Source organism: Pseudoxanthomonas sp. G3 (assembly GCF_057654715.1).
Genome location: NZ_CM172805.1, coordinates 1,548,525 through 1,569,728 on the forward strand (window position 1 = coordinate 1,548,525; position 21,204 = coordinate 1,569,728).

Below are 21,204 nucleotides of genomic sequence, written 5' to 3' on the forward strand. Positions count from 1 at the left end.
CGTATTCGGTGGCATCAGTGAGGACAGCATGTTGAGTAGAGAGGATCTTGTCGCCGTCGCGGTCAGGCTTTTTTCGGTGTTCCTGTTCCTGGGCGTGATCAAGCAGGTGCCGGGGGTCGTCCAGTTCTTCGCCGTGGACGATCAGGGCAGGGCGTGGGCGATCTTCAATGCGCTGGCCTTGCTTTCCGGCGCGCTCATCTGCGTGCTGCTCTGGTTCTTTCCGCTGAGCATCGCCCGCAGGCTGCTGCCGGTGATGCGCGAACCGCGCACCGAGCCACCCATGGACGCGTCGCTGGCGCTGTCCACGGGCCTGACGCTGATGGGGGTCTGGGTATTGGCTTATGGCATCGTGGACGCGATCTATTGGCTCACGCTGTTCATCCGTACCCGGCAGGCGCTTGCGGCCTACTTCGAGTGGTCGCACGAGCAGGTGGCCAACGTGCTTGCCACCCTCGCGGAACTGGTCATCGGGCTGTGGCTGGTCTTCGGCAGCACCGGCATCCGGCGTTTTATCTACCGATATCGGTACGGCGCCTCGTTGGACACGCCCTGACCGCGGAAAGGCTTCGACATGGATTTTCAAACGGGAGGTCGCATGCAGCGCGTTCTGATCATAATGCTACTCACCCTGCTGCTGGCAGCATGTCAATCGACATCGGGCCATCGGGAAGGCAGCGCCGAGGCCAATGGCTTGACGGCCGAATCCGCCGTGCGGGTACGCAGCATCCAGGCCGAGCGGCAATGGCTGCAGAAGCACTATCCGGGCGCGGAAGTGAAGTCCCAGGCGTTGCTGATGGGCGCGGTTCCGATGGATCTCATCACCATCCAGTTGCCGTCGCGCGAGGAAAAGAAGATCTACTTCGACATCTCATCGTTCTTCGGGAAGTGGTGAAACGCTGAACGCGGCTTTGCGTCGGGTTACCCGATCCCCGACGCACTGGCGCACAATGCGACGCCCTCATTCGATCTGGACGCGTCATGGATACCGAAGCCATCCTCAGTGCCGCCTTGCGCGAAGCCGGTTACGGCCCGGACGCCATTGGCTCGGCGCTGCCGCGGATCCTGCGCATCCTGGAGGCCGAGGACGTACGCATCGAGGTCGGCCGCGCCCTGTCGCGCAAGGAGCGCGAGTACGTGCGCCTGCAGCTCGAACTGGGCCTCAGCGTGCGGGAAGTCGTCGCGGGGCTGAAGAAGTAGGCCGACGGAATTCAGCTATTGCGCGGGCCGGTACTTGGCCCCCGTCGCAACGACTTCGAACGAACCGTCCGGGTGGGCCGTCACCTGCAGCCCATCCGCGGTGAGGATCTCGGGCGTGCCCTCGACCCACGATGTGCCCCCGACGTCGTTGGCCTGGTGATACGGGGTCACCCGGATCAGGGACACATGCTGGCCCAGCTCGTCCACCACGAAGATTTCTTCCTTCTTGGGTTGCACGATGGCGTCTCCTGTGTGCCTTGGGTTCGTCGCAGGGTGGACGTTGGCGCCTGAAGGACATGTCGACATCCGCCTTGCCGCTCACGGCGCAGTGACGGCCGCGGCGGCAAGCTGTGTGAATCGCATGCGATTCCGGTGGCCCATGAAGTATCGACACGCGCGGATGGGGATCGGCTTCCTTCCCCTCCTTGAATGCAATGGCGTCCAGGCGGCGCAGATGGTGATCAAGCCGGGCGGCCATGAAGGCGGGGCCGGCAACCGCCATCGGGGGGCCGACCAATGGGTCTTCGTCGTGGCCGGGCACGGCATCGCCGTGGTGGAAGGCGAGCGGCGCGCGCTGCGGCTGGGCAGCCTGCTCGTCATCGAGCGGGGCGAGGAGCACGAGATCCGGGCTACCGGACGAACGCCGTTGAAGACGCTCAACGTTTATTCGCCGCCGGCCTACACCGCCGAAGGCAACGAGAAACCCGCCGGCAAGCCATGACAGCGAGAACCGCGATATGGGAGACGTGACGCGCAGTCTGTTCGAACTGGGCATGCCGTGGTGGGAGTTCGTCCTGCGCGCGATCGCCGTCTACGTCGTCGTGCTGCTGATGGTGCGCGCCACCGGGAAGCGCACGGTCGGGCAGTTCACGCCGTTCGACCTGCTGGTCGTCGTGTTGCTGGGCACCGCGGTGCAGAACTCGCTGATCGGCAGCGACACCTCGCTGATCGGCGGCTTGATCCTGGCGGCCACGCTGTTGGCGATGAACGCCGCCGTGGGCAGGCTTTCCGCCAAGAACCGCAAGTTCGATGCCTGGGTCGAGGGCCGGCCGGTGATCCTGGCCCGTCACGGCGAACTGTTCCGGGATGAACTGAAGAAGCAGGCCGTCAGCGAACGGGACTTCGCCATCGCACGCCGCTCCGCCGGCTATGCGAGCCTGGCGAAGGTGGAACTTGCCGTGCTTGAAACCTCCGGCGAGATCACCTTCATCGGCAAGAAGGGCGGCGACTAGCCGCCCTTCGGTGCCTGGACCTCAATGGCGCTTGCGGCCCAGCATCTCGTCCCGGCTCTGCTCGGCGCGCGACGCGCCGATGGCCGTCTCGACCTGCTTCACTTCTTCAGGCGGCGGCAACACGGCCGGCATGCCCAGCGACTGGATCCAGAGCTCCCGGCTCCAGCCCATCGTGTGGTAGAGGTGGTGGTCTTCATCGCTTTCGACCGCCTTGTAGGCCGGCTCAAGGACGTTGGCCAGCGGGCCGCCTTGCTCGACCAGCTTGCCGATCAGTTCCCAGTTCTGGTGGTCCTTCGTCTCGGCCAGCACGACGCATTCGGCGGCGACCAGTTCGGCGGCCTCCGGCGTGCCGGTCTTCATCGCCATCTCGATGGCCTGCACGAGGGATGCACCCAGATGGGCGACCACCTGCCGGCCGGGCGACTGTTCTTCGGTGTCCATGTCCAGCTGTTCGAACACGCGGGTGAGCACCTGCTCGTGGGTGCGCGTTTCTTCCAGGTATTCACCCCATTCCTTCTTGAGGTCTTCATTGACGGCGGCCTTCACGGCGGCGGTGTAGATCTGGATGCCGCCGCGCTCGGTTTCGATCGCCTGCAGCAGCAGTTCGTGGACCTGTTCGGTGTTGATACGGGCAGACCGGGCCATGGGGCGCTCCTGTGTGGGAAGGGGATTCCATGGTTGCGCCGGAGATGAAAAGCGCACGTGAGCGTCGCGTATGCCCAGCCTTCACAAACCCTACGTCGCCGGTCAAGGATGTCGAGAGCGAGTGGGACGGGAGGTGTTGTTCGCACGGTGCTGTTCGCCGAGCGCAAATTCACTGACCAGGCCCGCCAGCTGGGCGTTCAAGCTTTTCGGGTGGCGGTGCTCTTCTCCCACCTCACGCCTCGGCGTGCTGGCCTCGTTCTACTCACACAAAACCTCAACGCCGAGTCTTTTTGCCTGGTTCTTCTCTCACTAAGATTGAGGCGTGAGTCTTTTTGGCTCGTTCTACTCACACAAGGACGCGACGCCAAGTCTTTTTGCCTCGCTCTTCTCTCACTAAGACTGACGCGTGAGTCTTTTGGGCTCGTTCTACTCACACGAAGACGCGACGTTGAGCCTTTTTGCCTCGTTCTTCTCTCACTAAGAGTGGTGGGTGAGTCTTTTGGGCTCGTTCTACTCACACAAAGACGCGACGTTGAGCCTTTTTGCCTCGTTCTTCTCTCACTAAGACTGACGCGTCAATCTTTTTGGCTCGCTCTGCTCACATAAAGACGCGACGCCGCGTCTTACGCCTCGTTCTTTGCTCGCCAAGCCTCGCGCGCCAGCCATTCCGAAAGCGGAAGACGCTGGCGCGCGAGGTACGGTTGCGGCTGCGGATCAGAACCTGAAGGTCACACCGGCCATCGGGCCGTGCACCTTGAACTGTCCGGTGAGCCTGCCTGCCACGTCGACCGTGCCCACGCCGGACTCGGGCGGGGCTTCGAACGAACCCCGGTAGTCGTCGCTCAGCTTCAGGCGGAACCAGTCGTAACCCACGTGGATGCCCAGGCGTTCGGTGACGAGGTACTCGATCAGCAGGCCGCCGCGCTCGAAATGGCCGCGCTCGTCGATGAAGTCGCCCCAGCGCGTATCCAGGTACTGCGCCTGCGCCTCCACGCGCAGCCGCGGCGTCGGCGACCACCCGATACGGGTATGAAGGTTGGGCGAGGTGCCGTCGCGTTTCCAGTCCAGGTCCTGCCATTGCGGTTCCAGCTCGCCGGTGCCCGTGCTCGTGCCGGTGCCGCGCGCGGCCAGCGTGGCATGGGTGACGCCGGCGCCCAGTCCCCACTGGAAACGCGGCGTCTCGACGACGGCGAACTCGTAGTTGAGGCTGGCCAGTTCGAAGCTCAGACGGCCTTCGACGTCGATGGCAGGAATCTCGACGGGTTCGCCCGGGATCTCGACTTCGTCGAAGACGTTGCCGGGATCGACCCAGTCGCCATCGAACTGCCAGGACTGGTCGCGCCGGTAATCGTAGTAGTTCAAGCGCAACGACTGACGCGGCGTCAGGTTGAACGCGAGCTCGCCGCGCGGCCGCCAGCGCCCGTCAGAATCGACCTCGCCCGACGCCGCCAGATCCTCCGTGCGGGTGCCGTCGGTAGCGGTGCCGGTGCCGTCGAAACGGATGTTGGCTTCCGGATTGAACGCCGAGAGCCGCAGTTCGAAGCGCGCGTCATCGGCGGCCTCCTGGGCGGCGGCTTCCAGCCCGATGCAGCAAAGCGGGACGCAGGCCAGCAGCGAGGCGATGCGGGTGGTGCGTGGGGAACGGGGCATTTTCACGAGGTGCTCCATGCGTGGGGGTTCCCGTACCCTTGCGTACATGAGGTCGACACGAAGTGAACTGCGCGATGAATGCACGCAGTGCATTGCATCTTCGCTACGCGATTCCTCGCATCGCAGCGCACGAATGCGCGGCAGTAGCGACGCGCGTGCTCGCACGTCTCCGCATGATCGACACGATGTTCACCTACGTGACCTGCGGTGCACATCGCGGTCACGTGCGGTGTGGAACATGCGGAGTCCGTACCGGATACGCGATTGGCGCGCACCGGACAGCACAGAGGACAACGTACATGGCACGCGACACTTCGCAACGAGATGCAAACAGGGATCCCATCACCGGCGCACCGGGCTCGCACCCGGTCGGTGTGGGCGTCGGTGGCGTAGCCGGCGGCGTGGCGGCGGGTGCGTTGGCCGGCACGGTGTTCGGCCCGATCGGCACGCTGATCGGCGCGGCTGCGGGCACGATCGCCGGCGCGGCCGCGGGCAAGGGCGTGGCTGAGCGCATCGATCCCACCGGTGAGGTCGAATATTGGCGCCAGGCGGCACCGACGCGTCCGTACTACACGGGCGAGTACGACTTCCAGCGCGACTATGCAGGTGTCTACCAGGCCGGCGCCGTGGCGCGCGGCGAGTATCCCAACGAATCGTGGGAAGAGGCAGAACAGCGCCTGCAGGCGGACTGGGACGCCAACCGCGGCGAATCGCGCCTGGACTGGGGGCGCGCACGGCCGGCCGCGCAGGACGCGTGGGAGCGCGCCGACCGCACGTACGGGGCCTACGCCTGGAGCGACGACACGCATGCGCGCCGCTTCGAGCAGGCGGCGTACCGCGAGGATGGCGATGAGTTCGAGGACTTCCGCCCCGCGTACCGCTACGGCACCTATGCGCGCGGCGAGTATGCCGACCGCGAATGGGACGACAGCCTTGCCTCGGACCTGGAGCGCGGCTGGGAACGCTTCAAGGGCTCCTCGCGCCTGGGTTGGGAACGCGCCAAACATGCGGTCGCCGATGCCTTCACGCTGGATCGCCAGCGTCCGCACTGAGTGCGGGAGCGTCGCCACTTCCTGCGGGGAGTGGCGACGCCATCACACCGGGAGGAAGCCATGAAACAACTGCCTGTCGATGCGCTGGTCGTCGTCGCCGATGGTGAAGGCGCGCGCATCTTCCGCAATCGCGGCGAGCGCGGTGCGGTCTCGCTGCATCAGTACGACCTGCTCGAACTGATGAATCTCAACGACGACGGGCCGGCCGGCAGCATGCCGGGCGAATCCACCAGCCGGCAGCTGGATGAAGCGACCTTCGCCAAGCAGTTGGCCAAGGGACTGAACGACGCAGCCCTCAAACAGCAGTACGAGCACCTTGTGCTGGTGGCGGATCCCACCACGCTGGGGCGCATGCGTCCGCTGCTGCACAAGGAAGCCACGCGGCGCCTGCTGGCCGAGGTCGGCAAAGACCTCACCAACGTTCCGCTGGAAGGCATCGAGCGCACGTTGGCGGCGGCATGAGCTACCAAGCGCGTTACGGGGTCGCCGAGCCGCTGCGATCCGAGGTGGATCGCCTGGCGGGGGTGGTTGTCCTGGAGTTCGGCGCGCCGTGGTGCGGACACTGCCATGCCGCGCAGCCGTTGCTGCATGACCTGCTGGCCCGCCACCCCGCCGTCACCCACCTCAAGGTAGAGGATGGAAAGGGCCGTCCCCTCGGGCGTTCTTTCGGCATCAGGCTGTGGCCTACCGTGATCGTGCTGGACGAGGGCGTGGAGCGTGCGCGGGTGGTGCGGCCCGAAAGGCCGGCAGACCTGCAGCCGGTTGAGGACGCGCTCGCTGCGCATGCGAACACGTGACGTGCTGCGCGACGCGCCGCAGACGTTGTCCGAACGCCCGCCGATCGTCAGGCGGAGATAAGAAAGGCTGCCGCGCGGCCATCGCGGGCCGCGAGGACACTATCGCGCGCAGGCTTGTGCGCTCCCTCCACTGATCAAGGAGTACCGCATGGACAACCTCACCGCCAGCTACACCTTCCTCGGATTTTTCCTGCTCGCGTTGGGGCTGGTGCTTTCGATCCTGTGGATCCTGGTGCCCTTTGCGGTCTTCGGCATCAAGGGTCTGTTGCGGCGACAGATCGAGGAGCAGCGCCGGACGAATGAATGGCTGGCGACGCTCGCGCAGCGCCAGCAGGCCCTGGCGGAAAGCTATCCCGCGGCGCCCACCACCGTGGTACGCGAGCGACCGGTCGTACCGCCGCTGTAAGGCGACTGCGCCGCAGATCAGCGGGGCACGCTGTCCCGCGCGCCGGGATAGTCCCGCTCGGGATCGGGCCCGTCCGTTCGTGGGTCGTCGGGTTGGTCGTGCTCCTTCCCGTGCGCCTTGTCGTTCCGGTACTTGTCGGGCGTGTTGGCCTTCTCGCCGTCGCTATGCGGATTGGGTTTGTGGGTGAGGGACTGTGTCATGGTTTTTTTTCGCCTGTTGTCTCGGTGAGCACCGATTGCATGCGGGGCAGGGTTACGAGGGTGTGAGTCCGCGCGCACTGCATTCACTCCGCACTCACTGGATGCGCGCGACAACATCGCCATGAATCACGAATCCGCGCACGCATCCCCTTCTGCCGCAGCCGGCGGCGAGCGTCGGCTGCCCCGTCGGGCGGCCATCCTGCGTTTCTTGTTCCGGTACCGGAAGTCCGGTGTCTTCAACGGGCTCTCGCTCGAACCCGCGATGCTGGAGGAAGACACCATCGAGGAGGGCAGTCCGGAGAAGTTCGCCGACGACCTCGAAGCGCTCGGCCCTACCTTCGTGAAGCTGGGACAGATGCTGTCCACGCGTCCGGACCTGGTGCCCGCGCCCTACGCAGCGGCATTGGAGCGGATGCAGGAAAGGGTCACCCCCGTGCCGTTCGACGTCATCCGCGAGCAGGTGGAAGACGCTCTCGGCGTGCGCATCAGCAAGGCGTACGCCAGCTTCGACGAGACGCCGCTGGGGTGCGCCTCGCTGGCGCAGGTGCACCGCGCCACGCTGCGGGACGGTCGCGAAGTGGCGGTCAAGGTGCAGCGGCCAGGCGTGGGGCAGCAGTTGATGGCCGATCTTGACCTGCTGCGCGGGATCACCGGCACGGCCGACCGGTTCACCGACGTCGGGCGCCATGTGCGTTTCTCCGAATGGATGGGCGAGTTTTCGCGCTCGTTGACCGCCGAACTGGATTACGTGGCGGAAGCGGAGAATCTCGAGCGCTTCAGGGAGCACCTGGCGCCGTTCCGGCAACTGTGGGTGCCCGCGCCCATCTGGGACTACACGGCCAAGCGCGTGCTGACCATGGAACTGGCCGATGGCCGTCGCGTGGACCAGATCTCCGGATTGCGGCGCACGGAGCAGGGCATGACGCCGCTGGCCGAGGATTTGCTGCGGGGGTATCTGGACCAGGTGTTCGTGCATGGCGAGATCCACGCCGATCCGCACCCGGGCAACCTGCGCGTGACCGAGGACGGACGGCTGGCGATCTTCGACCTCGGGATGGTGGCCAACGTGCCGCCGCGGCAGCGCGACCGGTTGCTCAAGCTGCTGTTCGCCGCCGTCGATGGGCGAGGCGAGCAGGTGGCGGAGGAGTGCATTGCGCTCGGCATCCGCCTGGAGGATTACGACGAGCCGCGCTTCCTGCGCGAAGTGGGCCAGCTGATCGCGCGCTATGGCGCCCACCAGTCATCGATGTCCGAAGGACGGGTGGTGTTGGACCTGGTGCGCATCGCCACCCAGTGCGGGCTGCGCCCACCGCCGGAGCTCAGCCTGCTGGGCAAGACGTTGCTCAACCTGGACACCGCCTGCCAACTGCTGGCGCCGGGTCTGGACACGCAACGGGTCGTGGAAGACCAGCTGCAACACGTCATGCGGGCGCGGCTGCGCAAATCGCTGTCCTCGCCCAGCCTGGCCAGCGAGCTGATGGAGCTGCAGGCGTTGCTGCGGGACGGGCCGCGCAAGTTGTCCGACATCCTGTCGCTGGTGGCCGAGAACCGCTTCCAGATGCGGGTTACCGGCCTAGAAGAGTCGCGCCTGATGGAAAACCTGCAGAAGATCGCGAACCGCATCTCCGTCGGCGTCATCACTGCCTCGCTGATCCTCGCCTCGGCGATGATGATGCGGGTGCCGTCGTCGCACACGGTCTGGGGCTACCCCGTGGTGGCCCTGGTGTTGTTCCTGCTGGGCGTGGCTCTGGGGACGAGCATCATCGTCAGTTCGCTGCTGAGCGATCACCGCGCACGATCGCGCGAGGAGCGCGGGCCACGATAGGAGAGAAGAAGCGCGCGTGGCGGGTCGCCCGAATGCCGTGTTCACGTCGTGATGACGCGCGATACGGCACGTTCACGGGGTCGATTCAGGAAGAGGGGACGCGATGTCCATTTTGGCCAGCATTCTGATCATTGAAGATAACCGCGGGCTCGCCGAGACCGTCGGCACCTATCTCGAAACGCGCGGGATGGAAGTCGATTACGCCGCTGACGGCGAAGAAGGGTATCGGCTGGCAGCGGAGAACCGCTACGACGCGATCGTGCTGGACGGCCATCTGCCCCGGATGGACGGGTTGGAGGTGGTGCGCGGCCTTCGCGAAGTCGCGCGCGTGGCGACGCCGATCATCATGGTCACCGGGCGCGACGCGTTGGAAGACAAGCTGGAGGGGCTGGAACGCGGCGTGGACGATTATCTGACCAAGCCCTTCGCCACCCAGGAACTGGAAGCGCGCCTGACCGCGGTGATCCGCCGGAACCGCAAGGAAGTGGGGCGCGAAGTACTGACCGTCGGCGATCTGACGTTCGATCCGGCCTGCCACCGCGTACGCCGCGGCGACAAGGAGTTGGAGCTGTCGCCGGTGTCGGTCAAGCTGCTGACCATCCTGATGCGCGAATCGCCGCGCGTGGTGTCGCGCCGCGAGATCGAGCGGGAGATCTGGGGCGACGACCTGCCCGAATCGGATACCCTGCGCAGCCACCTGTACAACCTGCGCAAGGTGATCGACAAGGGCTTCGACCAGCCGCTGCTGCATACCGTGCAGAACACCGGCTACCGCATCGCCGAGATCGGCCTGCCCCCTCGCACGAACAAGGCCGCGGCCTAGCCGCGACGCGCGCCTAGAAGGCGCGGCTGTCCCAGCCCGGATATCCGGCGAGCATGATGTCGGCGACGCGTTCGTCCATCAGCACCGCACCATTCGTGCGCATGTGGTTTTCGATGAAGGTGCGGCCTGCCGTGTCGCGCGACAGGAACAGCATGTCGGGCGAGCGGCCCTGGAGTTCGGCGTGGGAATCGGGGACACGCTTGTCGGCGGGGCAAACGAAGTAACCACCGTCGACGCGATAGAGGTGCAATCTCATGGGCAGGGCCTGTGCGGTCCTGACCGCGTAGGGCTGCGGATGCAGCAGAAGCTTCGGACACTAGCATGCGTGTCGCGCGGCATGTCTGAACCGTTCAGCTGGCGCCCCACCCGTTGCTGCGTGCCAGCGCCAGGGCTGCGCGTTCGGCGCTCTCGCGGGTGGCGTGGTGCGCGGTGGTGACCACATCAACGCGTGCACGTGCGTCAGCGACGCGGAACATCGCCCGCCCCTGCCAGTAGACCGCGCCGAAGGCGTCGGTCTTCTCGACCGTCTGCACTGTGAGCGAATGCCCGTTATCTGTGATCGTCCTGACGCTCATCGACCTGCCGTCCACGCCGTCGCACGAGACTACGCCGATCGCGCTCAGGCGGCGATGGCGCGCGGACGTCAGCCCTGGGTGGACGCCTGCAGCGCCGCCGCCAGTCCGGCATCGCCCGAGAGCACGTCCTTCCAGCGCAGTTCGACGCCGTTGCGGCGTCCTTTCTCGACCAGTTTCAGACCGGTCGGATCGAGGGTCAGGGTGTAAGCCTTGTCGTCGACGGTGATTTCGCGGCGCAGCGGTTTATCCAACGGTGTCGTCATGGGCAGCTCAGATCTGGGCGGGATGGTTGCGCGGCTGGCCGTCGGTCGCGCCTGGTTCGCGTTCGGGGTCGTTGCGTTCTTCGTTGGTCCGTTTGCCGGGCGCTTCGCCCGGCACGCCGGGCCTGTCGGGACGACGGGATTTTTCGAAGGCGTTGGGTGCGTCCGGTGCCGGTCGGGAGTCGTGGGTCATGGCTGGGTGTCCGATGCGTGTCGCTGCACCATGGGCTCCACGGCGTAAACGCATCGTGAGGCGTTGCGTACGCGGCGGCCGATACTCTGAGCGTGCGGATGCTCGTGCGTGGTGGCCTCGTCGGCATCGACCGGCCGACAAGCGATGGGGCTCGGGCCGCAAAAAACCTGCCGGCGTTGAACCGCAACATAGATCGTGGGCCGCAATCATTGCCGCCAGCATTGGCGAGGGCTGCCGGCGCGCGATGCTGTGGCTGTTCCGCGATGCGGGGCCGGCGTGGCCCCGTTGGCGTGGCTGAACCGTAACGGCGTTCACGGAATGGGACCGGTCGTCGGATGAACGGGCTTCGTGTAACACAACGGGCATGCAGCCCCCTTACGCTGGAGGCATGGACACGTTGGCCGACATCCGGGCCGTCCTGGCCCTGGCGGGAGAGCGCATCGAACGCGGTGCGTTGCGGGAGGACCCGCGTGTGTTCATGGACCAGCTGTGGCGCCAGGTCTACGACGCTGCGCCCGACGATCTGCAGCCTTACGTCTGGTCGCGCCTGGCCGATTTCGCCGCCCAGCTGGGCACTGCGGGCGATACCGAGCCAAGCCGTCGCCCGCTGCGTGCGCCGCCCGAGGTCCATGCGCGCCGCTGAGCGCCGCGGCATCGCGTCTGGCCTTTCCCGTGTGCGGCGTGCGTTATGGTCGGCATGGATGGCAACAAGGACATTGCTCGCGGCATGAAGGCCGGTACCGTGGTCCGCCCAGCGCGGGCGAATGAGGCCGCCGAACTCTCGGCGATAATGCGGCGCACGTTCGTGGCCGCCAACGGCCATTGCAGCACGCCGGAGAACGTGGCCGCCTTCCTCGATGCGGTGTATACGCCGGCGCGGCAGGCCCAGGAAATCCGCGACCCCGATACGCTCACCCTGATCGTCGAGCACGACGGCGTGTGGGCGGGTTTCGCGCAACTGCGCTGGGGCACGGTGCCGCCGGCCGACGTGCTGGTGCGGCCCACCGTGGAACTGGGCCGCATCTACCTGGACGAGGCCTTCCACGGCCAGGGCATCGCCGCCGTGCTGGTCTCGCATCTGCTGGCCGCCGCGCAACTGCGCAAGTCGCGTTCGGTGTGGCTCAACGTCTGGCAGGAATCGGCGCAGGCCATCCGCTTTTACCGCAAGCATGGCTTCCAGATCGTGGGCCGTTCGATCTTCTACGTCGGCGACGACCCCAAGGAAGACTGGGTGATGACGCAGGCGCTGCCGGGCGGGTGATCGGCCCGGCTCAGGATTCCGCGCGCTTGAGCTGCAGCGTGTAGTCGCCCGGCGGCAGACCGTCGATGTGCAGGCGCACGTTGACCGGGCGGATGCAGGCCGGCACCGGGCGGCCGGGTTCGATGGGCGCGACGTGGACGTTCACCGTGGCGGTGAGCGTGCTGCCGTCGCGCTTGACCTCCAGGACGTCCATCGGGTCCAGCGATTCGCGCGCGGACAGCCAGACATCCTGTTCGAAGGTGGTACGCGTGCCATCGACCTGCACGCGCAGGTCGGTGTTCGCGCTGCCGCTGCAGCCGCTGTCGTGCTCGTGCACTTCCAGCAGGCCCGACAATGTGGCGGTCTCTGGCGCCGCTTCGGGCGTGGCGCCCAGCAAGAGCGCCAGGATCAGGGAAGCGAGCGGCATGGCGCGCGTCCGGTGGTCAGACGGTGGGCGTGCGCAGGGCGGGGTTGTCCCAGCCCGGGCGCGGTGCGAAGCGGTCGCCGTGGCGGGCCTGCAGCGCCTTGAGCTTCTCCAAGAGCGCGTCGGGGCCGACGGCCTTCACGTGTTCAATCGGGCCGCCACGGAACGGCGCGAAGCCGGTGCCGAAGATCACGCCGGCATCGAGCAGGTCCGCATCGGCGACCACGCCATCGTGCAGGCAGGCGACCGCTTCGTTGAGCAGCGGCAGGATCAGGCGGTCTTCCAGGTCGTCCGGCGCCTTGTAGTCGGACGGTACCTGCGGCTTCACTGGCTTTCCGTTCTCCCACTTGTACAGGCCCTGGCCATCTTTCTTGCCGCGCTTGCCGGGTTCCACCGTCGCCAGTGCTGCGGGCAGCTGCAGGCCGAGGAACGGCGAGAGTTCCGCGCCCACGCCCTGCGCCACATCCAGGCCCACGGTGTCGATCAGTTCGATCGGGCCCATCGGCATGCCGAATTTCACCGCGGCCTTGTCGATCACCGGGCCGGGGATGCCTTCGGCATAGGCGGTGGCGGCTTCCAGCATGTACGGGAACAGCACGCGGTTGACCAGGAAGCCCGGCGTGCCGGCGACCGGCACCGGGAACTTGTCCAGCGCCTTGCAGAACGCGGCCAGGCGACGGACGTTGGCTTCGTCGAGCGCATCGTGCTGCACGATCTCCACCAGCGGCATCAGCGCGACCGGATTGAAATAGTGCAGGCCGGCGAACTGCGCCGGACGCTGGATGTGCTCGCGCAGTTCGGTCAGCGGGATCGACGAGGTGTTGGTGGTCAGCAGCGCGTCGGCCTTCAGGCGCGGCTCGACGGTCTGGTAGAGATCGCGCTTGGCTTCCGGGTTCTCGATGATCGCTTCGATCACCAGATCGGCTTGCGGCACGCCGTCGCCGGCCAAATCGCCCTTCAGGCGCGCGGCCACGGCGGGACGCTTGCTCTCGTCCTTCACCTTCTTCGCGAACAGGTCCTGCGCGCGCGACAGCGCGCCGTCGATGAAGCGCTGCTCACGGTCCTGCAGGGTGACGTTGAAGCCCTTGTAGGCCGACCACGCGGCGATGTCGCCGCCCATCACGCCGGCGCCGACGACGTGCACGTTCGCGATGCCATGGTCCTTGCCGCCGAGGCCCTTCAGACGCTCGGTGAGGAAGAAGATGCGGATCAGGTTGCGTGCGGTCGGCGTACCGGCGAGCTTCACCACCGCCTTGCGCTCGGCATCCAGGCGCGCCTGGATGCCCTTGCCGCCGGCGGTCTTCCACACATTGATCAGCGCATAGGGCGCCGGGTAGTGCGCCTTCGGCGCCTTGCGCGCGACCTGCTTGAGCATCTGCGGCGCCAGCAGTTGGCGGGCGAGCCAGCTGTTGCTGATCCAGCCGGTGAAGCGCTGCTTGAACGGGCGTTGCGGGCGCGAGGCGATCAGCGCGACCGCGGCGTCGACCAACACGGCCGGCTCGGCGATCTTGTCGACCAGGCCCATCGCCTTGGCCGAGCTCGCCGACAGCGTGCGGCCGGTGAGCATCATGTCCATCGCCTTCGGCGCACCCATCAGGCGCGGCAGGCGCGCGCTGCCGCCCCAGCCCGGGAAGATGCCCAGCTTCACTTCGGGCAGGCCGATGCGGGTGGACGGATCGCTGCTAGCCACGCGGTAGTCGCACGCCAGCGAAATCTCCGTGCCGCCGCCCATGCAGAAGCCGTGGATCGCGGAGACCGTGGGGCAGGGCAGTTCGGCCAGTTTCTGGAACACGGCCTGGCCACGGCGGATGGCGTCGTTGACGGTGCCCTTGCGGTCGAACTCCTGGAATTCCTTCAGGTCCGCGCCGGCGATGAAGCCCGACGCTTTCGCCGAACGCAGCACCACGCCCTTGGGCGGATCGATGGCCAGGCGTTCGATGATGTCAGACAGTTCGATCAGCACGTCCTGCGAGAATGCATTGACGCTGGCGCCCTGGCGGTCGAAGGCCAGCACCACGATGCCGTCCTCGCGCAGCTCGGTCTGCCAGTGACTGAATCGCAGCCCATCGAAGTTCGCGGCCATGCAGGGACCATCCGTTGACGTATGGATAAGGCCGCTATCATCCCGAGGTTGTTTCGTCCCCGTCAAATCCACATATGGAAAGGGAACGTCGTCACGGGCGTGACCACGGCACCGGGGATGTTCCCGTTGCGCCGGTTAAATTCTTGATAGGGCAACGGTTTGGACAAGGCGTTGAACTTTCCCCCGCTAGCGCGGTCACAGGGCACGGCCACCGCCGAGCCGACAGGAGTGCGGCCCGGCATGGCCGAAACAGATCCAACCCAGGAGCTGGACCTCGAGCTGGTCAGACGCGTGCAACGCGGCGACAGCGCGGCCTTCGACCTGCTGGTTCGTAAGTACCAGCATCGCGTGGTGGCGCTGATCGGGCGTTACATCCATGACTGGAGCGAGTGCCAGGACGTGGCCCAGGAGACGTTCCTGCGCGCTTACCGCGCGCTGGGCAACTTCCGGGGCGATTCCCAGTTCTATACGTGGCTGCACCGCATCGCCGTGAACACCGCCAAGAACCACCTGGTCGCGCACAACCGCCGTCCCCCCACGGACGACGTGGATGCCGCCGACGCCGAGCAATACGACATCGGCGTGCGGCTGCGCGATACCGACACGCCCGAACGCGAGCTCATGCGCCAGGAGCTGGAGACCACGGTGATGAAGGCCGTGGACGGTCTGCCGGAAGAGCTGCGCACCGCCATCACCCTGCGCGAGGTGGAGGGGCTGAGCTACGAGGAAATCGCGCAGAAGATGGATTGCCCGATCGGCACGGTGCGTTCGCGCATCTTCCGGGCGCGCGAGGCCATCGACGAACAATTGCGTCCCCTGCTGGACACCGACAGTGCAACCCGGGAGCGTGCCCGCTCATGACGGCCCGTAACGAGACTCCGACCATCGACAAGCTCGATATCCACCACCGCCAGCAACTGTCCGCCCTGATGGACGGCGAGCTGGTGGCGGACGAAGCCCGCTTCCTGCTGCGCCGCCTGCAGCACGACCAGGAGCTGGCCGGCTGTTGGGAGCGCTGGCAGCTGTGCGCCGACGTGCTGCGCGGCCAGGGCCGTGCCCCGGCGCCCAGCGGTTTCGCCGAGCGCGTGGCGAAGGCGGTCGCCGCCGAGTCCGCGAACACCGCGTCCGGCGCGCTGGCCTCCACCGGCCGGTCGCGCAACCTGCTGGCCCGCTGGGGCGGCGGAGCGCTGGCCGCGTCTGTTGCCTTGATCGCGCTGTTCATGGCGCGCCAGCAGGGGCCGCAACCGGCGCCGGCGGGCGAGGAAACCCAAGTTGCTTCGGCCCAGGCCACGCCGTCCGTGGCTCCTGCCCAGAATCCCGCCGCGCCTGCGCCGGACGCGGAGGCCTATGCGGCGGCGGCCGTTGTCGCCGCCGCCAGCTTGCCGCGCCGCCAGGACAACGCGACCCGCCGCAGCGCCACGCGAAGCCAGCAAACCGCCCGGTCCGCCCAGCGCGTGGCCCGGGCCGAATCGTCCGTTCGCGCGACCGGCACGCTGCCTGTCACGGCCGGCGCCACGAACGCGCTGGCCACCGCGCCGCTGCATGCGTCAGCCAACCCGTTCTCCCAGCCGTCGCAGGACACGTCCGCCGTGCCCGCACGACCCTGGCCGCGCTCCGCGCTGTCGGCCTATCCGTCGGCAACGGGCGCGTTGACGACCGGGTACAGCAGCGAATCGGCGGGCAGGACGTTCTATCCGTTCGAACCGCGCCTGCAGCAGGTGCCGCCCGTCGAGCTGCCCAGCGACGCCACGCGCGACTGATCTTTCCCGGGTGCCGGTTGTTGCCGGCGCTTCTTCCCCTGTTCCCTTTCCTATCGAGGCTTGCGTTCGATGACTCCCCACGCCCGTCATGGCCTGTTGACTCTGCTGATGCTGACGACGCCGCTGGCCGCCTGTGCCCAGCAGGCCGCGTCGCCCGCGCCAGCCGCCGCCGTCGCACCGGCCGTTGCCCAGTCCTCTGCCCCGCAACTGGTGACGGGCCTGCCCGACTTTACTCAGCTGGTCGAGCAGGTGGGCCCGGGCGTGGTGAACGTCGAGGCCAAGGTCGGGACGCGCGCCAGTGCGCAGGCGGATGAGGGGAATATCCCTGAAATCTTCCGCCGCATGCTGCCGCCGGAATTCCAGATGCCGGGTCCCGGCCAGGGGCCGCAACGCCGCGGCGGCACGTCGATCGGTTCGGGCTTCATCATTTCCGCCGACGGCTACGTGCTAACCAATCACCACGTGGTGGACGGCGCCGATGAAGTGAAAGTCACCCTGCCGGACCGCCGCGAGCTGACCGCGAAGGTGGTGGGCAGCGACCAGCAGTACGACGTGGCCCTGTTGAAGGTGGAGGCCAAGGGCCTGCCGACGGTGCGCATCGGCAACTCCGCGGTGCTGAAGCCCGGCCAGTGGGTCGTGGCGATCGGTTCGCCGCTGGGCCTGGACCACTCGGTGACCGCCGGCATCGTCAGCGCCGTGGGCCGCAGCGCCTCGCCGGAGCAGCGCTACGTGCCCTTCATCCAGACCGACGTGGCGATCAACCAAGGCAACTCGGGCGGTCCGCTGCTCAACACCCGCGGCGAAGTGGTGGGCATCAACTCGCAGATCTTCTCGGTGTCCGGCGGCTACATGGGCATCAGTTTCGCGATCCCGATCGACCTGGCGATGGGCGCGGTGGAGCAGCTGAAGAGCACCGGCAAGGTCAGTCGCGGGCAGTTGGGTGTCATCGTCGAGCCGCTCGATGCCGCCAAAGCTCGCGGCCTGAACGTCCCTGATGCCCGAGGCGCGTTGGTCAACCAGGTGCTGTCGGGCAGCCCCGCCGGCAAGGCCGGTATCGAGATCGGTGATGTGATCACCTCGTTCAATGGGGCGCCGATCAACCAGTCCAGCGACCTCCCTCCGCTCGTGGGGGTGCTGCCGCCGGGTTCCAAGGCCAAGGTGACCCTGATTCGCGACGGCAAGCCGCGTGAGGTGTCGGTGACTTTGACCGAGCTCGACGAGGGCCAGACTGCCTCGGCCGGCCCGGCATCCTCCCCTGACGCGCCCCCGGCGACGTCGGGCGGCAATCCGCTGGGAATCGTCAGCCAGCCGCTGGATGCCACGGCGCGCAAGCGCCTGGGCATCGACGGCAATGACGGCGTGCTGGTGACCCGCATCAACAATGCGGCCACCCGGGAAGCGGGTCTCGATGCGGGCGACGTGGTCCTGCAGGTGGGGCGTGCCAAGGTGAACAGCCCGGCTGCACTGGATCGCGAACTCGCCGCCGCCAAGCCCGGCGACACGGTGATGTTGCTGGTTCGTATCCGGGGTGGCGTGACCCGATTCATCGCTGTCACGGTGGAAAAGGGCTGATCGGCCTGTATTGCCGGAATCCGGAACGCCCCGCGACTGCGGGGCGTTCCCTTTTCAGGGCGGCTAGCGGGCTTCGGGCCGGGTCCGTGCGATAATGTCCCGTTATTCCTGACGACGGCACAGGCCGCCGCCCCCCATGTCTTCTGATTCCATGCGGAATATCCGCAACTTCTCGATCATCGCGCACGTCGACCACGGCAAGTCGACCCTGGCCGACCGCATCATCCAGCTCTGCGGCGGCCTCGAGGCCCGCGAGATGGAAGCGCAGGTGCTCGATTCCAATCCTATCGAGCGCGAGCGCGGCATCACCATCAAGGCCCAGTCCGTGTCCCTGCCGTACAAGGCGAAGGACGGTCAGGTCTACCAGCTCAACTTCATCGACACCCCCGGCCACGTTGATTTCTCCTACGAAGTCAGCCGCTCGCTGGCCGCCTGCGAAGGCGCGCTGCTGGTGGTGGACGCCGCCCAGGGCGTGGAGGCGCAGTCTGTCGCCAACTGCTACACCGCGGTGGAGCAGGGCCTGGAAGTGGTGCCGGTGCTGAACAAGATCGATCTGCCGACCGCCGACATCGAGCGTGCCAAGGCCGAGATCGAAGCCGTCATCGGCATCGACGCCGACGACGCCGTCGCCGTCAGCGCCAAGACCGGCCTCAACGTGGACCTGGTGCTGGAAGCCATCGTCCAGCGCATCCCGCCGCCGCAGCCACGCGACACCGACAAGCTGCAGGCGCTGATCATCGACTCGTGGTTCGACAACTATCTGGGCGTGGTCTCGCTGGTGCGCGTGATGCAGGGCGAGATCGGCCCGAAGAGCAAGATCCTGGTGATGTCCACCGGCCGCACCCACGAGGTGGACAAGGTCGGCGTGTTCACCCCCAAGCGCAAGGAGCTGAAGAAGCTCGGCGCGGGCGAGGTGGGCTGGATCACCGCCTCGATCAAAGACGTCCACGGTGCGCCCGTCGGCGACACCCTGACGCTCGCGGGCGACCCCGCGCCGGGCCCGCTGCCGGGGTTCCAGGAGATGCAGCCGCGCGTGTTCGCCGGCCTGTTCCCGGTGAACGCCGAAGACTACCCGGCGCTGCGCGAAGCGCTGGAGAAGCTGCGCCTCAACGACGCCGCGCTGCGCTTCGAACCGGAGAGCTCCGAGGCCATGGGCTTCGGTTTCCGCTGTGGCTTCCTCGGCATGCTCCACATGGAGATCGTGCAGGAGCGCCTGGAGCGCGAATACGACCTGGACCTGATCACCACGGCGCCGACCGTCGTGTATGAAGTCCTCAAGACCGATGGCACGGTGCTTTCGCTGGACAACCCGGCCAAACTGCCGCAATCCAACCTGATCGACGAGGTGCGCGAACCCATCATCCGCGCCAACATCCTCACCCCCGAGGCCTACATCGGCGCCATCATCAAGCTGTGCGAAGAGAAGCGAGGCGTGCAGATCGGCATCCAGTACCTGGCCAGCCAGGTGCAGATCAGCTACGAGCTACCGATGGCCGAGGTGGTGCTGGACTTCTTCGACAAGCTGAAGTCGGTCAGCCGTGGCTACGCCTCGCTGGACTATTCGTTCCTGCGCTTCCAGCCCGGCCCGTTCGTGCGCCTGGACACGCTGATCAACGGTGACAAGGTCGACGCGCTCAGCCTGATCGTGCACCGCAGCCACGCCGACCGGCGCGGCCGCGAGCTGTGCGAAAAGATGAAGGAGTTGATTCCGCGGCAGATGTTCGACGTCGCCATCCAGGCCGCAGTCGGCTCACAGATCATCGCCCGCAGCACGGTCAAGGCGATGCGCAAGAACGTGCTGGCCAAGTGCTATGGTGGCGACATCACCCGCAAGAAGAAGCTCCTCGAGAAGCAGAAAGAGGGCAAGAAGCGGATGAAGCAGGTGGGCCGCGTGGAGATTCCGCAGGAAGCCTTCCTGGCAGTGCTGCAGGTGGACAGCAAGTAGTGAAGCCGGGAATGGGGAGTCGGGATACGGGATTCGGAACAGCCGCTCCGGCCCCGCCTTCGCGAATCCCGACTCCCTAATATCGAATCCCGTTCCGAAGGAACACAGATGGTCTGGTTTGAAACGATCCTGGTGGTGCTCACCCTGCTGACCGGCGTGGTGTGGTTGGCCGACAAGCTGTTCCTCGCCAAGCGCCGCCAGGCCAAAAGCGGGTTGCTGGACGAAGAGCCCGTGCTCGTCGATTACTCGCGGGCCTTCTTCCCGGTACTGGCGGTCGTGCTGGTGCTGCGCAGCTTCATCGCCGAGCCGTACAAGATTCCCTCCAGTTCGATGATGCCGAACCTGTTGATCGGCGACTTCATCCTGGTCAACAAATTCTCTTACGGCCTCCGCCTGCCGATCACCAACCAGAAGTTCTTGGCCCTCGGCGAGCCGGCCCGCGGCGACGTGGTGGTGTTCAAGCCGCCGCACGACCCGGAAAACAACTGGATCAAGCGCGTCATCGGCCTGCCCGGCGACAGGATCGGCTTCCACGGCGACACCGTCTATCTGAATGGCCAGCCGCTGAAGTACCAGACGCTGGGCCCCTACGAGGGGACGGGCGGCAACACCGAGGCGCCGGGCGCCACCTTGCTCCGCGAAGACCTGCCGGGCCGTCCGCATACGATCCTGGAGAGTGTCGGGGTGCCGCCTCCGGGCGGCGGCGAGGGCGACTGGATCGTGCCCCCGGGCCGCTATTTCGTGATGGGCGACAACCGCGACAACAGCCTGGACGGCCGGTTCTGGGACTACCATTTCCTGCCGGAGGAGAATCTCCGCGGGAAGGCCTTCCTGATCTGGCTGAACTGCGAAGGCTGGGTCTGCAAGAATGGCTTCGATGCCTCGCGGATCGGCAACGGCATCGAATAGGCAATCCAACCGCAACAGGGGTGCTGGGGAGATGGCAATGAAGCGCAATCAAAGTGGCATTACGCTCATGAGTTTTATCGTGGTGCTGGTGGTGGTCGGCTTCGCGGCCTTCATCGCCATGCGGTTGTTCCCGATGTACCAGGAGTACTACTCCGTCAAGTCCGCGCTCAAGGGGCTTTCTTCGGAAGCAGGCGTGTCCGACATGGACCCGGCGAAGATCCAGGATTTGTTCTTTCGGCGGCTGTACATCAACTATTCCGAGAACGTGAAACCCGCCAACGTCAAGATCGAGCGCATGGACGGGGGCTGGAAGATGAGCGTCAACTATGAAGTCCGACGCCCGCTGGTGGGTAACCTGGACGTCGTCGGCAAGTTCGATGCGTCGCAGGATCTGACGCGCCGCGCGCCGGAATAAG

The 21,204-nt window shown here is 66.5% G+C and carries 29 protein-coding genes; 19 read left to right on the top strand and 10 right to left on the bottom strand.

From position 1 onward, the window contains the following. The first annotated feature begins 28 nt into the window (after positions 1–28). From AC23D6_RS07400 to AC23D6_RS07410, 3 genes are all read left to right on the top strand, one after another. Complete coding sequence (locus AC23D6_RS07400) at positions 29–553, top strand: hypothetical protein (RefSeq protein ID WP_487752125.1); 525 nt, start codon at positions 29–31, stop codon at positions 551–553. 42 nt (positions 554–595) lie between these two features. Continuing rightward, a complete protein-coding gene (locus AC23D6_RS07405; RefSeq protein ID WP_487752126.1) occupies positions 596–892 on the top strand; it encodes a hypothetical protein in 297 nt (98 codons plus the stop codon). 86 nt (positions 893–978) lie between these two features. Then, complete coding sequence (locus tag AC23D6_RS07410) at positions 979–1,197, top strand: polyprenyl synthetase (protein ID WP_487752127.1); 219 nt, start codon at positions 979–981, stop codon at positions 1,195–1,197. Positions 1,198–1,212: 15 nt separating this feature from the next. Here the strand turns inward: AC23D6_RS07410 and AC23D6_RS07415 are convergent, their stop codons facing one another. Further along, positions 1,213–1,434 (bottom strand): hypothetical protein, encoded by a 222-nt coding sequence (locus AC23D6_RS07415; RefSeq protein ID WP_487752128.1) that lies wholly within the window; start codon positions 1,432–1,434, stop codon positions 1,213–1,215. Positions 1,435–1,576: 142 nt separating this feature from the next. On the opposite strand from AC23D6_RS07415, the gene AC23D6_RS07420 reads away from it, so the two are divergent. Beyond that, on the top strand, positions 1,577–1,918 hold the full coding sequence (locus AC23D6_RS07420; RefSeq protein WP_487752585.1) for a cupin domain-containing protein: 342 nt from the start codon (positions 1,577–1,579) through the stop codon (positions 1,916–1,918). 52 nt (positions 1,919–1,970) lie between these two features. Continuing rightward, positions 1,971–2,429, top strand: coding sequence for a DUF421 domain-containing protein (locus tag AC23D6_RS07425; protein ID WP_487752586.1), 459 nt, complete (start codon positions 1,971–1,973; stop codon positions 2,427–2,429). 21 nt (positions 2,430–2,450) lie between these two features. On the opposite strand, the gene AC23D6_RS07430 is transcribed toward AC23D6_RS07425, so the two are convergent. After that, positions 2,451–3,074 (bottom strand): hypothetical protein, encoded by a 624-nt coding sequence (locus AC23D6_RS07430; RefSeq protein WP_487752129.1) that lies wholly within the window; start codon positions 3,072–3,074, stop codon positions 2,451–2,453. A gap of 714 nt (positions 3,075–3,788) precedes the next feature. Beyond that, entirely contained in the window at positions 3,789–4,730 is a 942-nt protein-coding gene (locus AC23D6_RS07435; protein ID WP_487752130.1) for a hypothetical protein, read from the bottom strand. A 293-nt stretch (positions 4,731–5,023) separates the two neighbouring features. Here AC23D6_RS07435 and AC23D6_RS07440 point away from each other — a divergent pair, with 293 nt between their 5' ends. The 4 genes from AC23D6_RS07440 (at position 5,024) to AC23D6_RS07455 (ending at position 6,979) form a co-directional block, all read left to right on the top strand. After that, positions 5,024–5,776: a hypothetical protein gene (locus AC23D6_RS07440; protein ID WP_487752131.1), complete on the top strand. Its 753-nt coding sequence runs from the start codon at positions 5,024–5,026 to the stop codon at positions 5,774–5,776. A gap of 60 nt (positions 5,777–5,836) precedes the next feature. Further along, positions 5,837–6,238, top strand: a complete 402-nt coding sequence (locus AC23D6_RS07445) for a host attachment family protein (RefSeq protein ID WP_487752132.1) — start codon at positions 5,837–5,839, stop codon at positions 6,236–6,238. Then, the gene (locus AC23D6_RS07450; RefSeq protein WP_487752133.1) at positions 6,235–6,573 is read left to right on the top strand and encodes a thioredoxin family protein; all 339 of its coding nucleotides are present in this window, start codon (positions 6,235–6,237) and stop codon (positions 6,571–6,573) included. The genes AC23D6_RS07445 and AC23D6_RS07450 overlap by 4 nt, the downstream gene beginning before the upstream one ends. A 148-nt stretch (positions 6,574–6,721) precedes the next feature. Continuing rightward, positions 6,722–6,979 (top strand): hypothetical protein, encoded by a 258-nt coding sequence (locus AC23D6_RS07455; protein WP_487752134.1) that lies wholly within the window; start codon positions 6,722–6,724, stop codon positions 6,977–6,979. A gap of 17 nt (positions 6,980–6,996) precedes the next feature. Here AC23D6_RS07455 and AC23D6_RS07460 read toward each other — a convergent pair whose 3' ends face one another. Beyond that, positions 6,997–7,179, bottom strand: a complete 183-nt coding sequence (locus tag AC23D6_RS07460) for a hypothetical protein (protein WP_487752135.1) — start codon at positions 7,177–7,179, stop codon at positions 6,997–6,999. 115 nt (positions 7,180–7,294) lie between these two features. Here AC23D6_RS07460 and AC23D6_RS07465 point away from each other — a divergent pair, with 115 nt between their 5' ends. Both AC23D6_RS07465 and AC23D6_RS07470 read left to right on the top strand, forming a co-directional pair. Beyond that, positions 7,295–9,004 (top strand): ABC1 kinase family protein, encoded by a 1,710-nt coding sequence (locus tag AC23D6_RS07465; protein ID WP_487752587.1) that lies wholly within the window; start codon positions 7,295–7,297, stop codon positions 9,002–9,004. 103 nt (positions 9,005–9,107) lie between these two features. Next, positions 9,108–9,827 (top strand): response regulator transcription factor, encoded by a 720-nt coding sequence (locus AC23D6_RS07470; RefSeq protein WP_487752136.1) that lies wholly within the window; start codon positions 9,108–9,110, stop codon positions 9,825–9,827. A 13-nt stretch (positions 9,828–9,840) separates the two neighbouring features. On the opposite strand, the gene AC23D6_RS07475 is transcribed toward AC23D6_RS07470, so the two are convergent. The 4 genes from AC23D6_RS07475 to AC23D6_RS07490 form a co-directional block, all read right to left on the bottom strand. Continuing rightward, entirely contained in the window at positions 9,841–10,083 is a 243-nt protein-coding gene (locus AC23D6_RS07475) for a hypothetical protein (protein ID WP_487752137.1), read from the bottom strand. Between the two features lie 94 nt (positions 10,084–10,177). Beyond that, a complete protein-coding gene (locus AC23D6_RS07480) occupies positions 10,178–10,402 on the bottom strand; it encodes a hypothetical protein (RefSeq protein ID WP_487752138.1) in 225 nt (74 codons plus the stop codon). Positions 10,403–10,470: 68 nt separating this feature from the next. Then, a complete protein-coding gene (locus tag AC23D6_RS07485; protein ID WP_487752139.1) occupies positions 10,471–10,665 on the bottom strand; it encodes a hypothetical protein in 195 nt (64 codons plus the stop codon). 7 nt (positions 10,666–10,672) lie between these two features. Continuing rightward, a complete protein-coding gene (locus tag AC23D6_RS07490) occupies positions 10,673–10,855 on the bottom strand; it encodes a hypothetical protein (protein WP_487752140.1) in 183 nt (60 codons plus the stop codon). 388 nt (positions 10,856–11,243) lie between these two features. Here AC23D6_RS07490 and AC23D6_RS07495 point away from each other — a divergent pair, with 388 nt between their 5' ends. Both AC23D6_RS07495 and AC23D6_RS07500 read left to right on the top strand, forming a co-directional pair. Further along, positions 11,244–11,498, top strand: coding sequence for a hypothetical protein (locus AC23D6_RS07495; protein ID WP_487752141.1), 255 nt, complete (start codon positions 11,244–11,246; stop codon positions 11,496–11,498). Positions 11,499–11,582: 84 nt separating this feature from the next. Continuing rightward, positions 11,583–12,116 (top strand): N-acetyltransferase family protein, encoded by a 534-nt coding sequence (locus tag AC23D6_RS07500; protein ID WP_487752142.1) that lies wholly within the window; start codon positions 11,583–11,585, stop codon positions 12,114–12,116. 10 nt (positions 12,117–12,126) lie between these two features. Here AC23D6_RS07500 and AC23D6_RS07505 read toward each other — a convergent pair whose 3' ends face one another. Both AC23D6_RS07505 and AC23D6_RS07510 read right to left on the bottom strand, forming a co-directional pair. Further along, a complete protein-coding gene (locus AC23D6_RS07505; RefSeq protein ID WP_487752143.1) occupies positions 12,127–12,522 on the bottom strand; it encodes a hypothetical protein in 396 nt (131 codons plus the stop codon). Positions 12,523–12,538: 16 nt separating this feature from the next. Next, positions 12,539–14,602, bottom strand: a complete 2,064-nt coding sequence (locus AC23D6_RS07510) for a 3-hydroxyacyl-CoA dehydrogenase NAD-binding domain-containing protein (RefSeq protein ID WP_487752144.1) — start codon at positions 14,600–14,602, stop codon at positions 12,539–12,541. A gap of 240 nt (positions 14,603–14,842) precedes the next feature. Here AC23D6_RS07510 and rpoE point away from each other — a divergent pair, with 240 nt between their 5' ends. The 6 genes from rpoE (at position 14,843) to AC23D6_RS07540 (ending at position 21,203) form a co-directional block, all read left to right on the top strand. Further along, entirely contained in the window at positions 14,843–15,463 is a 621-nt protein-coding gene (gene rpoE, locus AC23D6_RS07515) for an RNA polymerase sigma factor RpoE (RefSeq protein WP_487752145.1), read from the top strand. Further along, a complete protein-coding gene (locus AC23D6_RS07520) occupies positions 15,460–16,362 on the top strand; it encodes a sigma-E factor negative regulatory protein (RefSeq protein WP_487752146.1) in 903 nt (300 codons plus the stop codon). Before rpoE ends, AC23D6_RS07520 begins: the two co-directional genes overlap by 4 nt. Before the next feature lie 69 nt (positions 16,363–16,431). Continuing rightward, a complete protein-coding gene (locus tag AC23D6_RS07525) occupies positions 16,432–17,934 on the top strand; it encodes a DegQ family serine endoprotease (RefSeq protein WP_487752147.1) in 1,503 nt (500 codons plus the stop codon). Positions 17,935–18,070: 136 nt separating this feature from the next. Beyond that, entirely contained in the window at positions 18,071–19,879 is a 1,809-nt protein-coding gene (lepA, locus tag AC23D6_RS07530) for a translation elongation factor 4 (protein ID WP_487752148.1), read from the top strand. 108 nt (positions 19,880–19,987) lie between these two features. After that, on the top strand, positions 19,988–20,788 hold the full coding sequence (gene lepB, locus AC23D6_RS07535; RefSeq protein ID WP_487752149.1) for a signal peptidase I: 801 nt from the start codon (positions 19,988–19,990) through the stop codon (positions 20,786–20,788). 37 nt (positions 20,789–20,825) lie between these two features. Continuing rightward, the gene (locus AC23D6_RS07540) at positions 20,826–21,203 is read left to right on the top strand and encodes a DUF4845 domain-containing protein (protein ID WP_487752150.1); all 378 of its coding nucleotides are present in this window, start codon (positions 20,826–20,828) and stop codon (positions 21,201–21,203) included. The last annotated feature ends 1 nt before the right edge of the window (position 21,204 follow it).

What these genes read in the sequence shown, in the direction of transcription:
- AC23D6_RS07400 (WP_487752125.1), top strand. Translation starts at nt 29, where the DNA reads ATGTTGAGTAGAGAGGATCTTGTCGCCGTCGCGGTCAGGCTTTTTTCG.
- AC23D6_RS07405 (WP_487752126.1), top strand. Translation starts at nt 596, where the DNA reads ATGCAGCGCGTTCTGATCATAATGCTACTCACCCTGCTGCTGGCAGCA.
- AC23D6_RS07410 (WP_487752127.1), top strand. Translation starts at nt 979, where the DNA reads ATGGATACCGAAGCCATCCTCAGTGCCGCCTTGCGCGAAGCCGGTTAC.
- AC23D6_RS07420 (WP_487752585.1), top strand. Translation starts at nt 1,577, where the DNA reads ATGAAGTATCGACACGCGCGGATGGGGATCGGCTTCCTTCCCCTCCTT.
- AC23D6_RS07425 (WP_487752586.1), top strand. Translation starts at nt 1,971, where the DNA reads ATGCCGTGGTGGGAGTTCGTCCTGCGCGCGATCGCCGTCTACGTCGTC.
- AC23D6_RS07430 (WP_487752129.1), bottom strand. Translation starts at nt 3,074, where the DNA reads ATGGCCCGGTCTGCCCGTATCAACACCGAACAGGTCCACGAACTGCTG.
- AC23D6_RS07440 (WP_487752131.1), top strand. Translation starts at nt 5,024, where the DNA reads ATGGCACGCGACACTTCGCAACGAGATGCAAACAGGGATCCCATCACC.
- AC23D6_RS07445 (WP_487752132.1), top strand. Translation starts at nt 5,837, where the DNA reads ATGAAACAACTGCCTGTCGATGCGCTGGTCGTCGTCGCCGATGGTGAA.
- AC23D6_RS07450 (WP_487752133.1), top strand. Translation starts at nt 6,235, where the DNA reads ATGAGCTACCAAGCGCGTTACGGGGTCGCCGAGCCGCTGCGATCCGAG.
- AC23D6_RS07455 (WP_487752134.1), top strand. Translation starts at nt 6,722, where the DNA reads ATGGACAACCTCACCGCCAGCTACACCTTCCTCGGATTTTTCCTGCTC.
- AC23D6_RS07460 (WP_487752135.1), bottom strand. Translation starts at nt 7,179, where the DNA reads ATGACACAGTCCCTCACCCACAAACCCAATCCGCATAGCGACGGCGAG.
- AC23D6_RS07470 (WP_487752136.1), top strand. Translation starts at nt 9,108, where the DNA reads ATGTCCATTTTGGCCAGCATTCTGATCATTGAAGATAACCGCGGGCTC.
- AC23D6_RS07475 (WP_487752137.1), bottom strand. Translation starts at nt 10,083, where the DNA reads ATGAGATTGCACCTCTATCGCGTCGACGGTGGTTACTTCGTTTGCCCC.
- AC23D6_RS07480 (WP_487752138.1), bottom strand. Translation starts at nt 10,402, where the DNA reads ATGAGCGTCAGGACGATCACAGATAACGGGCATTCGCTCACAGTGCAG.
- AC23D6_RS07485 (WP_487752139.1), bottom strand. Translation starts at nt 10,665, where the DNA reads ATGACGACACCGTTGGATAAACCGCTGCGCCGCGAAATCACCGTCGAC.
- AC23D6_RS07490 (WP_487752140.1), bottom strand. Translation starts at nt 10,855, where the DNA reads ATGACCCACGACTCCCGACCGGCACCGGACGCACCCAACGCCTTCGAA.
- AC23D6_RS07495 (WP_487752141.1), top strand. Translation starts at nt 11,244, where the DNA reads ATGGACACGTTGGCCGACATCCGGGCCGTCCTGGCCCTGGCGGGAGAG.
- AC23D6_RS07500 (WP_487752142.1), top strand. Translation starts at nt 11,583, where the DNA reads ATGAAGGCCGGTACCGTGGTCCGCCCAGCGCGGGCGAATGAGGCCGCC.
- AC23D6_RS07505 (WP_487752143.1), bottom strand. Translation starts at nt 12,522, where the DNA reads ATGCCGCTCGCTTCCCTGATCCTGGCGCTCTTGCTGGGCGCCACGCCC.
- AC23D6_RS07510 (WP_487752144.1), bottom strand. Translation starts at nt 14,602, where the DNA reads ATGGCCGCGAACTTCGATGGGCTGCGATTCAGTCACTGGCAGACCGAG.
- rpoE (WP_487752145.1), top strand. Translation starts at nt 14,843, where the DNA reads ATGGCCGAAACAGATCCAACCCAGGAGCTGGACCTCGAGCTGGTCAGA.
- AC23D6_RS07520 (WP_487752146.1), top strand. Translation starts at nt 15,460, where the DNA reads ATGACGGCCCGTAACGAGACTCCGACCATCGACAAGCTCGATATCCAC.
- AC23D6_RS07525 (WP_487752147.1), top strand. Translation starts at nt 16,432, where the DNA reads ATGACTCCCCACGCCCGTCATGGCCTGTTGACTCTGCTGATGCTGACG.
- lepA (WP_487752148.1), top strand. Translation starts at nt 18,071, where the DNA reads ATGTCTTCTGATTCCATGCGGAATATCCGCAACTTCTCGATCATCGCG.
- lepB (WP_487752149.1), top strand. Translation starts at nt 19,988, where the DNA reads ATGGTCTGGTTTGAAACGATCCTGGTGGTGCTCACCCTGCTGACCGGC.
- AC23D6_RS07540 (WP_487752150.1), top strand. Translation starts at nt 20,826, where the DNA reads ATGAAGCGCAATCAAAGTGGCATTACGCTCATGAGTTTTATCGTGGTG.